The organism is Riemerella anatipestifer, from assembly GCF_009670965.2.
Lineage (GTDB): Bacteria > Bacteroidota > Bacteroidia > Flavobacteriales > Weeksellaceae > Riemerella > Riemerella anatipestifer_B.
This window is the reverse complement of record NZ_CP073239.1, coordinates 550,263-563,740: the sequence shown is the minus strand read 5'-3', so window position 1 is coordinate 563,740 and position 13,478 is coordinate 550,263. Positions and strand designations below refer to the sequence as shown.

Annotated in this window: 8 protein-coding genes, 2 tRNA genes and 3 rRNA genes; 10 read left to right on the top strand and 3 right to left on the bottom strand. The window is 38.6% G+C overall.

The window, feature by feature from the left end; all coding sequences use genetic code 11:
• The first annotated feature begins 6 nt into the window (after positions 1 to 6).
• Positions 7 to 342: a YkvA family protein gene (locus D1J36_RS02635; protein ID WP_252339417.1), complete on the top strand. Its 336-nt coding sequence runs from the start codon at positions 7 to 9 to the stop codon at positions 340 to 342.
• A 172-nt stretch (positions 343 to 514) separates the two neighbouring features.
• Here D1J36_RS02635 and D1J36_RS02630 read toward each other — a convergent pair whose 3' ends face one another.
• Positions 515 to 1,117 carry a uracil-DNA glycosylase family protein gene (locus D1J36_RS02630; protein WP_154137877.1) on the bottom strand — a complete coding sequence of 201 codons (603 nt, stop codon included), beginning with the start codon at positions 1,115 to 1,117 and terminating at the stop codon, positions 515 to 517.
• 119 nt (positions 1,118 to 1,236) lie between these two features.
• Between D1J36_RS02630 and D1J36_RS02625 the strand changes: the two genes are divergently transcribed.
• The 9 genes from D1J36_RS02625 (at position 1,237) to D1J36_RS02585 (ending at position 11,359) form a co-directional block, all read left to right on the top strand.
• The gene (locus D1J36_RS02625; RefSeq protein WP_154137878.1) at positions 1,237 to 1,950 is read left to right on the top strand and encodes an RNA ligase family protein; all 714 of its coding nucleotides are present in this window, start codon (positions 1,237 to 1,239) and stop codon (positions 1,948 to 1,950) included.
• An 18-nt stretch (positions 1,951 to 1,968) separates the two neighbouring features.
• Complete coding sequence (locus D1J36_RS02620; protein WP_154137879.1) at positions 1,969 to 2,493, top strand: phospholipase D-like domain-containing protein; 525 nt, start codon at positions 1,969 to 1,971, stop codon at positions 2,491 to 2,493.
• A 52-nt stretch (positions 2,494 to 2,545) separates the two neighbouring features.
• A complete protein-coding gene (locus tag D1J36_RS02615; protein ID WP_154137880.1) occupies positions 2,546 to 3,457 on the top strand; it encodes a WYL domain-containing protein in 912 nt (303 codons plus the stop codon).
• 470 nt (positions 3,458 to 3,927) lie between these two features.
• Positions 3,928 to 5,444, top strand: a 16S ribosomal RNA gene (locus D1J36_RS02610).
• Positions 5,445 to 5,642: 198 nt separating this feature from the next.
• A tRNA-Ile gene (locus D1J36_RS02605) sits at positions 5,643 to 5,716 on the top strand.
• Positions 5,717 to 5,808: 92 nt separating this feature from the next.
• Positions 5,809 to 5,882 (top strand) — tRNA-Ala (locus D1J36_RS02600).
• Positions 5,883 to 6,043: 161 nt separating this feature from the next.
• A 23S ribosomal RNA gene (locus D1J36_RS02595) occupies positions 6,044 to 8,793 on the top strand.
• 182 nt (positions 8,794 to 8,975) lie between these two features.
• Positions 8,976 to 9,083 (top strand): 5S ribosomal RNA (gene rrf / locus D1J36_RS02590).
• The 16S, 23S and 5S rRNA genes sit together here with 2 tRNA genes alongside, the layout of an rRNA operon.
• Before the next feature lie 158 nt (positions 9,084 to 9,241).
• Positions 9,242 to 11,359, top strand: a complete 2,118-nt coding sequence (locus D1J36_RS02585; protein ID WP_154138247.1) for a S8 family peptidase — start codon at positions 9,242 to 9,244, stop codon at positions 11,357 to 11,359.
• 102 nt (positions 11,360 to 11,461) lie between these two features.
• Here D1J36_RS02585 and D1J36_RS02580 read toward each other — a convergent pair whose 3' ends face one another.
• Together D1J36_RS02580 and D1J36_RS02575 are read right to left on the bottom strand one after the other, a co-directional pair.
• Complete coding sequence (locus D1J36_RS02580) at positions 11,462 to 11,938, bottom strand: Dps family protein (protein WP_154138246.1); 477 nt, start codon at positions 11,936 to 11,938, stop codon at positions 11,462 to 11,464.
• A gap of 175 nt (positions 11,939 to 12,113) precedes the next feature.
• Positions 12,114 to 13,475: a porin gene (locus tag D1J36_RS02575; RefSeq protein ID WP_154138245.1), complete on the bottom strand. Its 1,362-nt coding sequence runs from the start codon at positions 13,473 to 13,475 to the stop codon at positions 12,114 to 12,116.
• Positions 13,476 to 13,478 lie beyond the last annotated feature (3 nt).

Below are 13,478 nucleotides of genomic sequence, written 5' to 3'. Positions count from 1 at the left end.
TTTAAAATGAAAAAACAAAACATATCCAATACGCAGTTACCTGCCAATCTAACTAAGCCTAATTATCATATTCCTCAGTGGGTGCTATTGGTGTTATCTATGTTATATGTTATTAGCCCAATAGATGCTATTCCAGATGTTCCTGTGGTTGGTTGGGTGGATGATGTTTTAGTAGTCTTAGCTGGAGGTCTTAATCTTATAGAATCCTACTGGCGAGGTTATAATACTCATCTAGCCAATATCGTTAAGTTGTTTAAATGGATAGCCATTATTTTTGGGGTCATTATGATATTGCTTATTGTTTTATTAGGAACACTAATAGTTAAGTTATTCAGCTCTTAGAAAAATAAACAATAATATTAACCTTTGGGTAAGTAAATACTACCCAAAGGTTATTAAATAGAAAAATCTAATAATTAAGCGAGAGTTATTAAAAAACGAATATAAGAGGCACTAATTATAAGAACCTATTAGTGTAACTACGGAAGTGTTTCGAGTATAAATGATGTAGAACTTATAACATTTTCATATACGCTTTTAGTTCCTCATACTTTTCATTAGTATTTTTAGGTTGGCTACTTGGGTGTGGCACTACAAAAATGGGGTAATCGCACTCATAAGATAATAAGTGGAGATTACCTTTTTTATAGTAAGCCTTTTTAGGGAAATTATTCCATAAGCGGTGTCCCCAGAATATAATCAGATGAGGTTGTAGTTTCTTTAATATTTCTTTAAAAGCAGGCTCACTTTTTATAAACTCTTCTGTGGTTGGAGTTTCACGAGGACCGCCCATAGGGAACTGTACGAAATTATAAAACGCTAAATTTTGCCATACTTCCACAGTCTCCAAATCATCAAGCTTCTTCCTAGATAACAGGTTAGAAAATCTAGTAAAAGTATTCATCCAAGTTTCAAACGAGCCACTACCGTTTTTATAGGCTATAAATCGCTGTACCACCTCTTGGGTTACACCATTGATTTTAGAAGTATTCCCTTCAATAAATGCTTTTAAATCTTCATCACCAAAATAGTGGCTTTCTCCTAAAACTAAAATTTTAAACGGGTTTTTATGATAAGACTTGCCAACAAATGGCTGAAACTTTATTTCGTTTTTCATAATATAATTTTTAGCAAAGGTAAATAATGGTGGTGACAAAATCTGACCGTTAAATTAAATATTTCACTACGACATATTCCGTCTGCTTTAATCCTTTTCTTTGTATCAAAATACAATATATGAAAACTTTTAACATCAAAAACTACGGTTCCATAGGGCATTTCCCTAATTCTAAACTCGGAACAGGCGACCACCATATAGGTGCTGGGCAGGTACGACTTTTAACCGAAAAGAAAAGAGATGCTTGGGATACCGTATTTGTACACGAGAAATACGATGGCTCTAATGTGGGAATCATTAAATGGAATAACCAAATACTGGCACTAACACGCTCTGGAAGACTGGCAAAAGACAGTAGGTTTAAACAACATCAACTGTTTGCCTTATGGGTAGAAAGACGAAAAGCAACCTTTGAATCTATGCTCCAAGAGGGCGAAAGAGTCGTGGGCGAATGGCTTACACAAGCCCATGGCATACGCTATAAAATAAATACCGAACCTATCGTTTTTTTTGACTATTTTAGCCCCGAAAATAAGCGTTGGACACAAAACAATCTATTAGAAAAACTGAACCACTACGAACTGAACAGTCCAAGACTACTCCATAAAGGCGACGCCATTTCTACTGAACTTTTAATTCCGATACTGAACCAAAAAACACCCACGATAGAAAGCGTAGAACTGCCAGAAGGTATGGTATATAGAATGGAAAGAAAGGACGAAGTGGATTTTATCGCTAAATGGGTACGCCCAGATTTTTGCAATGGACAATACAATATCCACACAGAAAACGACACTCCTGTATGGAATGTCCTCATAGAAAACCTTGAGTAATAGAACAATGTATAAATTATGATAACCTATATTAAAAACGAAGACCACTATTACCAAGTTATAGAAAAAGCTTTAAATGTTCGGCGTTCCCTCTGGATAGGCACAGCAGACATAAAAGACCTTTATATAAAGGAAGGCATTAAAGGCACACAACCCTTTTTGGCAGGATTATCTAAGTTGGTACAAAGAAATGTTGAGGTTAGGCTATTATTCGCAAAAGAGCCTAGACGAAATTTCAAAAACGATTTTGATAAATACCCACTACTTATAGAACATCTAGAAAAAGCCACTTGCCCTAGAGTTCATTTTAAAATATTGGTTTTTGATTGTAATGAAGTTTATATCGGCTCTGCCAATCTTACAGGAGCAGGATTGGGAATGAAATCCGAACAGAATAGAAATTTTGAAGCAGGAATTCTTACCAATGAAGCCGAACTTGTACAAAATGCCATGCAACAGTTTGATGATGTATGGACGGGATTACACTGTAAAAATTGCGGACGAAAAAACTACTGCGAACTACCCATTGACCAAATGTTTTAATACTGACATATTTTGTCGTGTTAAAAGTGTATTTTTGTAAAAAACAATTATTATGGTAATTGAGCAAATATTTAGGCTAAAGTATATAGAAGAATTTTTGAAAAGACGAAAAGATAGAGGAGCGTCTTACCAAGAGATTTTTGAATACTTATCCAAACGCTTTATAAATGAAGATTTAGATTTAAGTTTTACCAATCGTACTTTCCTCAGAGATAAAAAACTAATTGAAAAATTATCAGGAATAAATATTAGCTATGATAAAAATAAAAAAGTCTATATTATTTCTGATGAAGAACCAGAAGAATATTTTGAATCGTTGTTATTGTTAAATGCGTACCGCTCCTCAAAAAAGAATGCAGATATTTTGCTCTTCGAAAATCGTTCACCTAGAGGTATTACCGAAAATCTTGAAGATTTACTAAATGCAATTAACAAACATAAAATCATTAGCTTTAAACATTATAGCTTATGGAATAATGATGAAATTCCCAAACTGAAAAAAATAAAACCTTACGCTCTTAAAGAATTTAGATACCGTTGGTATGTCTTAGGTCAAGCCTATGACGATGGTAAAACTTCCAAAGAAATTACAGCGTATGGCTTAGATAGGATAAGCGATTTAGAAGTATCTTCCTCCTCATTTGTTCCTGAAATTATAGACATAGAAAACCTTTATAAAGACTCCTTCGGTATTGTGTTGCCTAACGGAATACCTCCCGAGAAAATAATCCTTTCTTTTGATAAGCAACAGGGTAGTTATGTTAAAAGACTACCTATACATCATTCTCAAAAAGTGGAGAAGGAAACGGATACAGAAACCATCATCAGTGTATTTCTAGTTCCTACCTACGATTTTTGGCAAGAAATTTTATCATATGGTAAAAGAGTAAAAGTACTACAACCAAAATCTTTTGTAGATATTATTAAAAGCCAATTGAAAGAATCATTGGCAAACTATACTTAGTCTTAGATTATAATCTAAAAATTGTCATATATTATTATAAGGTGGATTATATACATCTAGATTCTATTGGAAATTTTTTCATTTTGTATATCAATCGATTATATATTATGGATAAAAAAAGGATATAAAACATTTGGAGTTAATTCCGAAGAATATGTATTTTTGCAGCCTCGATACGAGAGAGTAGGAGTAGATTGATTAGATTAAATACTTAGTAGTAATAAGCCTTAAGAATAAGGAGGAGTGTTGCGAGAGGTGTTTAGCGGTGTTGAGAAAAAATATTTAAAAATTTTTTCAAAAAACATTTGGTCAATTAAAAAAAACTTTTTACTTTTGCACTCGCAAATCGGAACTGAGGTAATCAGTGAGGGATTTAGCGAGAAGAATAGAGAACATTGAAAGATACTATAACAACCAAGTAAGGAAAAAACCAAAGCGTAACAAAACTTTGAGTGAGACAGGAAAAATATACAATGGAGAGTTTGATCCTGGCTCAGGATGAACGCTAGCGGGAGGCCTAACACATGCAAGCCGAGCGGTAGAGTATCTTCGGATACTTGAGAGCGGCGTACGGGTGCGGAACACGTGTGCAACCTGCCCTTATCTGGGGGATAGCCTTTCGAAAGGAAGATTAATACCCCATAATATATTGATTGGCATCAGTTAATATTGAAAACTCCGGTGGATAAGGATGGGCACGCGCAAGATTAGATAGTTGGTGAGGTAACGGCTCACCAAGTCAATGATCTTTAGGGGGCCTGAGAGGGTGATCCCCCACACTGGTACTGAGACACGGACCAGACTCCTACGGGAGGCAGCAGTGAGGAATATTGGACAATGGGTGCAAGCCTGATCCAGCCATCCCGCGTGAAGGACGACGGCCCTATGGGTTGTAAACTTCTTTTGTACAGGGATAAACCTACCCTCGTGAGGGTAGCTGAAGGTACTGTACGAATAAGCACCGGCTAACTCCGTGCCAGCAGCCGCGGTAATACGGAGGGTGCGAGCGTTATCCGGATTTATTGGGTTTAAAGGGTCCGCAGGCGGGCTAGTAAGTCAGTGGTGAAAGCCTACAGCTTAACTGTAGAACTGCCGTTGATACTGCTAGTCTTGAGTATAGTTGAGGTAGCTGGAATGAGTAGTGTAGCGGTGAAATGCATAGATATTACTCAGAACACCGATTGCGAAGGCAGGTTACCAAGTTATAACTGACGCTGAGGGACGAAAGCGTGGGGAGCGAACAGGATTAGATACCCTGGTAGTCCACGCCGTAAACGATGCTAACTCGTTTTTGGGCTTTAGGGTTCAGAGACTAAGCGAAAGTGATAAGTTAGCCACCTGGGGAGTACGACCGCAAGGTTGAAACTCAAAGGAATTGACGGGGGCCCGCACAAGCGGTGGATCATGTGGTTTAATTCGATGATACGCGAGGAACCTTACCAAGGCTTAAATGGGAATTGACAGCTGTAGAAATACGGTTTTCTTCGGACAATTTTCAAGGTGCTGCATGGTTGTCGTCAGCTCGTGCCGTGAGGTGTTAGGTTAAGTCCTGCAACGAGCGCAACCCCTGTCACTAGTTGCCATCATTAAGTTGGGGACTCTAGTGAGACTGCCTACGCAAGTAGAGAGGAAGGTGGGGATGACGTCAAATCATCACGGCCCTTACGCCTTGGGCCACACACGTGATACAATGGCCGGTACAGAGGGCAGCTACACTGCGAAGTGATGCAAATCTCGAAAGCCGGTCTCAGTTCGGATTGGAGTCTGCAACTCGACTCTATGAAGCTGGAATCGCTAGTAATCGCGCATCAGCCATGGCGCGGTGAATACGTTCCCGGGCCTTGTACACACCGCCCGTCAAGCCATGGAAGCTGGGGGTACCTGAAGTCGGTGACCGTAAAAGGAGCTGCCTAGGGTAAAACTAGTAACTAGGGCTAAGTCGTAACAAGGTAGCCGTACCGGAAGGTGCGGCTGGAACATCTCATTTTAGAGACTCATTTGGAGTATAAACAAAAATAAGAAAGCTTACTTAAAGTAGCTTTGGTTTTTTTACTGGTTGGTATATAAAGAAATAACCCCTAAGATTAGTATCAGGGATAAGAAAGAGATTAGAAACTAGAAGTTGGAAGTTAGAAATAAGGATGAGAATCTAAATTCTAACAATCTAAACTCTGACATCTAAGACAGTCTCGTAGCTCAGCTGGTTAGAGCGCTACACTGATAATGTAGAGGTCGGCAGTTCGAGCCTGCCCGAGACTACTAATTAATAGAGGTTGGATACTAGAAGTTAGAATTTAGAAGAAGTTGAATGTCTAAAATCTAACATCTGAAATCTAACATCTACACTAATGGGGGAATTAGCTCAGCTGGCTAGAGCGCCTGCCTTGCACGCAGGAGGTCAAGGGTTCGACTCCCTTATTCTCCACTAGGGTTAGATATTTAATTTAAAAGTGACAGATGGAGCCAAACACAACATCAGTTCATTAAATATTTAGCGAGCGTAAAGCACATTGACATTAACGGTAAAAGACATCACAAAGAGAAAACCGAGCACTTATAAGTGCTTGAGTAACCAAAAATATTAGGAAAGAAATCGTTAAGGGCGTATGGCGGATGCCTAGGCTTTCAGAGGCGACGAAGGACGTGGTAAGCTGCGAAAAGCTACGGGGATTGGCACACACGAATTGATCCGTAGATATCCGAATGGGGCAACCCAATACATTGAAGATGTATTACTGCGTAAGCAGAGCAAACCCGGAGAACTGAAACATCTAAGTACCCGGAGGAAAAGAAATCGAAGAGATTCCGTAAGTAGTGGCGAGCGAAAGCGGATTAGCCCAAAAGCTTTTATATGTTTAATAGAACACTTTGGAAAGAGTGGCCATAGAGGGTGATAGCCCCGTACATGAAAGGCATACATAAGTGATAAAAGAGTAGGGCGGGACACGTGAAATCCTGTCTGAATATGGGGGGACCATCCTCCAAGGCTAAATACTCCTGAAAGACCGATAGTGAACAAGTACTGTGAAGGAAAGGTGAAAAGCACTTCGAATAGAAGGGTGAAAGAGAACCTGAAACCGTACGCCTACAAGCGGTCGGAGCAGCTTAGTGCTGTGACGGCGTGCCTTTTGCATAATGAGCCTACGAGTTAATTTTACTAGCGAGGTTAAGTAATTAAGTTACGGAGCCGAAGCGAAAGCGAGTCTGAATAGGGCGAATAGTTAGTAGGATTAGACGCGAAACCTTGTGATCTACCCATGGGCAGGTTGAAGCTTTGGTAACACAAAGTGGAGGACCGAACCGGTTGACGTTGAAAAGTCTTCGGATGACCTGTGGGTAGGGGTGAAAGGCCAATCAAACTGGGAGATAGCTCGTACTCTCCGAAATGCATTTAGGTGCAGCGTTGATGTTAAGTTTATTAGAGGTAGAGCTACTGATTGGATGCGGGGGTTTCACCGCCTACCAATTCCTGACAAACTCCGAATGCTAATAAATGTTCATCAGCAGTGAGGGCATGGGTGCTAAGGTCCATGTCCGAGAGGGAAAGAACCCGGACCAACAGCTAAGGTCCCTAAATATATGCTAAGTTGAAATAACGCGGTTGGACTGCATTGACAGCTAGGATGTTGGCTTGGAAGCAGCCATTCATTTAAAGAGTGCGTAACAGCTCACTAGTCGAGCGGTCCGGCATGGATAATAATCGGGCATAAGCATATTACCGAAGCTATGGGATGTATTAATACATCGGTAGGAGAGCATTCTATCGGCGCAGAAGCAGTATCGTGAGGTATTGTGGAGCTTATAGAAAAGAAAATGTAGGCATAAGTAACGATAAAGGGGGCGAGAAACCCCCTCACCGAAAGACTAAGGTTTCCTCAGCCATGCTAATCAGCTGAGGGTTAGTCGGGACCTAACGCGTACCCGAAAGGGGAAGTGGATGGACAATGGGTTAATATTCCCATACTTGCTCACACTAAAAAGGGGACGGATTGCCGTACTTACTGAAGACTGACGGAATAGTTGAGACCTAGCCTACGGGCGAAGTTGTTGTAGGGAAAGCAGTTCCAAGAAAAGCCGAAGTGAAGCAACCCGTACCAAAACCGACACAGGTAGTCGAGGAGAGAATCCTAAGGTGCTCGAGTGAGTCGTGGCTAAGGAACTAGGCAAAATAGTCTCGTAACTTCGGAAGAAGAGACGCCAACAGTAATGTTGGCCGCAGTGAAGAGGCCCAGGCGACTGTTTATCAAAAACACAGGACTCTGCTAAATCGAAAGATGCTGTATAGGGTCTGACACCTGCCCGGTGCTGGAAGGTTAAGGAAGGTGCTTAGCGTAAGCGAAGGCATTAACTGAAGCCCCAGTAAACGGCGGCCGTAACTATAACGGTCCTAAGGTAGCGAAATTCCTTGTCGGGTAAGTTCCGACCTGCACGAATGGTGTAACGATCTGGGCACTGTCTCAGCCACGAGCTCGGTGAAATTGTAGTATCGGTGAAGATGCCGATTACCCGCAATGGGACGAAAAGACCCTGTGAACCTTTACTATAACTTCGTATTGACTTTGAGTAAACAATGTGTAGGATAGGTGGGAGGCTATGAAGCTGGCACGCTAGTGTTGGTGGAGCCGTTGTTGAAATACCACCCTTTGTTTACTTAGAGCCTAACTCGGAAACGAGGACATTGCGTGGTGGGTAGTTTGACTGGGGTGGTCGCCTCCAAAAGAGTAACGGAGGCTTTCAAAGGTACCCTCAGCACGCTTGGTAACCGTGCGTAGAGTGTAATGGCATAAGGGTGCTTGACTGTGAGACCTACAAGTCGATCAGGTGCGAAAGCAGGACATAGTGATCCGGTGGTTCCGTATGGAAGGGCCATCGCTCATAGGATAAAAGGTACTCCGGGGATAACAGGCTAGTCTCCCCCAAGAGCTCACATCGACGGGGAGGTTCGGCACCTCGATGTCGGCTCGTCACATCCTGGGGCTGGAGAAGGTCCCAAGGGTTGGGCTGTTCGCCCATTAAAGTGGCACGCGAGCTGGGTTCAGAACGTCGTGAGACAGTTCGGTCTCTATCTATTGCGGGCGTTAGATGTTTGAGAGGGCTTGAATCTAGTACGAGAGGACCGATTTGAACAAACCTCTGGTGTATCTGTTGTGCCGCCAGGCGCACCGCAGAGTAGCTAAGTTTGGTAAGGATAAGCACTGAAGGCATATAAGTGCGAAACCTGCCTCAAGATGAGACATCTTTTAAGGGTCGTGGGAGATGACCACGTTGATAGGCTACAGGTGTAAAGTTGGTAACAGCATAGCCGAGTAGTACTAATTACCCGTAGATTTATAGCCTAATGGGTTATGTTAAAGAAGCCTTATAAGTGCGAGCAAGGTTTTGTCTTTGTGATGAAAATTACCGATAAAATAGACGTTAGATTAAAGATATTGGACGTTAGTATAATAGAAATGGTTACAACAACCGTTTTCAAACTCTAAGTTCTAATATCGAACCTCTAATCTCTTATAAAGACCTTTAGGGTGGTTTTAGCGGTGGGGCTCACCTGTTCCCATTCCGAACACAGAAGTTAAGCCCACCAGCGCCGATGGTACTACGAAAGTGGGAGAGTAGGTCGCCGCCAGTTTTTATTTTTGAAAAGCCTCTAGCAATACTGCTAGAGGCTTTTTTTGTTTGTTGGGGGTGAGGAAAGAAGTAATAAAATGTAGTAGTTTATAATTTATTTAAAGTTAAAATTAGAAACTTAATAATAAATAAGTACCTTTGTGAGTGAAAAAAAATGAAATGAAAAAAATTATATTTGTAATTTATGTAAGTTTTAGTGGAGTTATTGCTGCTCAAAACCGAAATACTTCTCTTGAAAAAAAATTAGAACAGGACAAAAACAATCTGTTTTCACAATTTGATTTTTATAGAAATAGGTTGCTTTCTAATAAAACTTTAGATAAAAATCTTTCTACAGTAACTGTAAAAAACCTAGAGAGTAAATTACTTAGTAAAAGGAAAAAAATTGATTTCTTTTTTGCTGGTAAGCCTTATTTTTTGAATATTAAAGATTTAGATCAAATTCAGAATTCTAATGCTGATTTCATTCAAGATGGTAAAGTTTCAGGACTTGCAAAAGCTTATAATGGGGAAAACATAAAGGTATCTGTATTTGACGGAGGGAAAGTCTATGAGAAACACGATGACTTTGGAGGTACTACAAGCACCAGAATAGCTAATAAAGAGCAGATTTCTTCAGATTATAGTGCACACGCAACAGCAGTCACTAGTATGATGGGAGGTATAGGACATACTATAGGTGATGGGACTATTTCTGGCAATACTAAAGGGATTATGCCTAAAGCTACTTTTGATAGTTATAGTTTTATGACCTCTACTTTAGATGGGGAGAGTGCGGATAAAACAGTATATCAAAAAATATTACTTTCTAAGGCCTATCTTTCTAACCATTCGTATGGTATAAATCCAGGTTGGAGTTACGAAGAGGCAGGTGACATGGGAAAAGGCTTCTATTGGGGAGGTGCTTATGATACAGCAACTAAATTGTCTTACGATTTGAATGGAACCTATTTTAGTAATGACCAAAAATATGATGATATAGTTTATGAAAATCCTTCTATGATTTTAGTTAAATCAGCAGGGAATTCCTTTGGTGATGGTCCTTCAGGTACCAGTCTAAACTCTTATTATGAAGATGATAATGGAAATTATGTTCAGTTTACGCAGGCTGATACTTTACCTAGTAATAACTGTTCTGAAGGTTATGACTGTATAGGACCTGGTTCTTTGGCTAAAAATATTATAGTAGTTAGTGCTACGGAAAAAATAACCTCAAATAATAAAAGATATAGTCAATCTACCGATGTAGTAAAAGCTGATTATAGTAGTGCAGGTCCTAGAGATGATGGTGCTGTAAAACCTGATATTGCGGGTGTGGGGAGTGATATTTTTTCTGCATCGTCATCTAGTACGGGAAGTAATGAGTGGGCTTATGGAAGTGGAACTTCTTATTCAGCTCCTCAAGTTACAGGGATTATAGGGCTATGGATACAAATCTATAAAGATTTATTTAATGGTTCTAGTTTAGATGCTGCATCAGCGAAAACACTTTTAGTACATTCTGCGGACGAAGCAGGAAATATAGGTCCAGATGCTTGGTTTGGTTGGGGATTTGCTAATGCCCAAAAAGGAGCAGAACTTATAGTAAAGAAAAGTAATGGAGAGGTTATTTTTGAAAATAAAAAATTGACAAGTGGAAGTAAGGAGTCAATAGCGTTAAGTACTGATGGTAAACAGCCACTTAAGGTAACTATAAGTTGGGTAGATCCTTCTTATAAAACACTGCCCGAGACTTATGGAGATGCTCATAATAATAGAACTTCTAAACTAGTAAATGATTTGGACTTGAGAATCATTAATGAAAAAACGGGAGAGATATATTATCCTTGGAAGCTGAATATCAATAGCCCAATGGCTGCTGCAACTAAGGGAGACAATACGGTAGATAATGTAGAACAGGTTTTAATAGACACACCGTCTTCAGGGACATATAGAGTGGAGGTTTCTCATAAAGGTAAAATACTTAATAATTCAGGAGCTGAAACTCAATCGCAAGATTATAGCATTATAGTTTCTGGATATACTAATCTCGTGTTGAGTACTCAGAATAATGAGGTCACACTACAAGATGTTGTGGTAACTTCTAATATTATTTTTGTTAACCCTCAATTAATCACTTCTCCTGTGTATATGTATGATATGTCGGGAAGATTAATTCAAACTATAAATAGTAATTTCTCACAATCGGTTGATGTATCTGGGCTTACACCAGGTGTATATATAATAAATATGATGACAACCAATGGTAAGGTTACTAAGAAATTTATCAAGAAATAAAAGTGAATATTTCAATTTATTAAATAGCATAGTTTGAAATAAATTAAAAAGCGTTCGTTTTAATTAAAACGAACGCTTTTAGTATAAAAATGAACTTAACTTTTATTTACCTAAGAAAGCATTGTACATCCAAACTTCTTTTTCTTGTTCTTTAATGTAGTCGCTCATTTGAGAGTTAGTACCCTCATCCCCAGCTTCACCAGCAATTTCTAAGATTTCTCTTTGTAGGTCAATCACTATTTTAAAAGCTCCTAGAATTTGTTCTACACATTTGTTTCCGTCGGTTACTTCTTTACTTTCTTTGATGGAAGAAACCTTTAAATAATCTGAATAATTGTGGTTAGGTGTAGCACCTAGTGTTAAAATTCTTTCTGCAATTTCATCTATTTTAAGAACTAAAGAGTCGTAAAGCTCTTCAAATTTAGGGTGAAGTGTAAAGAAATCTGCCCCTTTGATATTCCAATGAGCACCTCTTGTATTTTGATAAAAAATAGAATAATTGGCTAAGAGTATATTTAGTTTTTCAGTGATATTTTGGCAATCGGACTCTTTTAACCCTATAATTTTAGAATTTTTCATAATAGTATTTTTTTATTATTGAATTAACTTGGTACAAAGGTAGGGTTTACTCCTATTTGCTTCATAAATAATATGATAGTAAAAAACTATTGGGAGAATAGAGATTTAAGTTTAAATAAAAAAAGGACTCGTTAATATTAACGAGCCCTTTAAAAAAGTAAGATATTACTTGTTTTTAGAATGAGAACATCATTCTAGCTTGTACAGAGTGGAAATTCTTATCATTAGGGAAATAAGGATTGTCTAAATGGCTATAAGTATATCCCGCAGAAAGAATTGCGTGTCTGTTGAAAGTATAGTTTAATCCTACAGTAGCAGAGTGAACTCTACCTCCAGCAATAGTTAAAGATTCATTAGGATAGTCTGTTATATTACCATTAGGATAGAATTTATCTTTACCTTTTAAGAATACATCTCCAGGTGCTATATCATTTAAGTTGGTATAGTTATACCTTGCAACAGCTTCTAGAGTACCTTCATCATAGTTACCACTGATAAGGGCAAACTCTTTATTGTACTTGTATTTAGACTTATTATTTAGTAGATATCCTACTTCTACATATCCTCCATCAAAGTGAGAATCTCCTAGAGGATTTGCTTTTTGCCAGCTTTCTAAAGTAGTCCAACTCCAAATACCTCCAAGTTGAGCTTCGAATAACTCTTTATCAGGTCTTTGTTTTTTCACTTTTTGGATAACATATTCACCTCTAATAAAGAATTTTGGTGTTTTTAATAAAGCTTCGAATCCTGCTTTGTATAAGTTTTTAGCCCATGGAACATCAGCGTTTACAAAACTATTGTTGTGGTCTATACCAAGCTCTAGTGGAGAAGCAATACTAAGATTAGTTTTTAGAGTTTTACCTTCATTGATAAGCTCTCCTCCGTTGATTTGTCTGTATCTAAGAGAACCTCCTAGGTGAAGGGTCATATCAGAGTTGCTAATAGGTAAGTAAACATATCTACCTGTAAGATTCCAGCTTTGGTTTCCTGCAGGTTTCTTTTGTTCTAATACATCTTCTGTAAATAAACCTTGGTCAGAGAAGAATCTGTTGTTGAAGTATTTATAAGTAATACCAAGAGCTCTGAAGTTTCCTAATGCATTTACAGATGAAGGACGATTCATGAACTTCATAGCGTATTCACTAGTGTTTAAGTTCATAGAGAAAGGCTCCGCATAGTAACCAAACTTAATACTCTTAGAGCTTTGTTCGTCATTTTTTAAGAAATATCTTACGAATAAGTTTCTTTGATGAAATTTACCACCACCAAAATCGAAGTCTCCATAGAAATACCATTTTTTATAATTTAGAGATGTTCTGATTCTAGCATCAGAGATATCAGCTCCAGATCTTACAGGGGTATAGTCACTAGAACTAAATGACAAATCTGTAATAAATCTAGCCCCCAACATTACTTGAACATCGTTCTCTTTATCTTCATATATAGTATATGGTTTGATAGCTGCCTTATCCTGAGCGTACAGATTACCTAACGCTCCTAGAGTGAATAAAGAAGCTAATATAATATTCTTTTTCATGAG

Coding starts and splice junctions, on each gene's coding strand:
- D1J36_RS02620 (WP_154137879.1), top strand. CDS start 1,969: ATGATAACCTATATTAAAAACGAAGACCACTATTACCAAGTTATAGAA.
- D1J36_RS02615 (WP_154137880.1), top strand. CDS start 2,546: ATGGTAATTGAGCAAATATTTAGGCTAAAGTATATAGAAGAATTTTTG.
- D1J36_RS02625 (WP_154137878.1), top strand. CDS start 1,237: ATGAAAACTTTTAACATCAAAAACTACGGTTCCATAGGGCATTTCCCT.
- D1J36_RS02630 (WP_154137877.1), bottom strand. CDS start 1,117: ATGAAAAACGAAATAAAGTTTCAGCCATTTGTTGGCAAGTCTTATCAT.
- D1J36_RS02580 (WP_154138246.1), bottom strand. CDS start 11,938: ATGAAAAATTCTAAAATTATAGGGTTAAAAGAGTCCGATTGCCAAAAT.
- D1J36_RS02575 (WP_154138245.1), bottom strand. CDS start 13,475: ATGAAAAAGAATATTATATTAGCTTCTTTATTCACTCTAGGAGCGTTA.
- D1J36_RS02585 (WP_154138247.1), top strand. CDS start 9,242: ATGAAAAAAATTATATTTGTAATTTATGTAAGTTTTAGTGGAGTTATT.
- D1J36_RS02635 (WP_252339417.1), top strand. CDS start 7: ATGAAAAAACAAAACATATCCAATACGCAGTTACCTGCCAATCTAACT.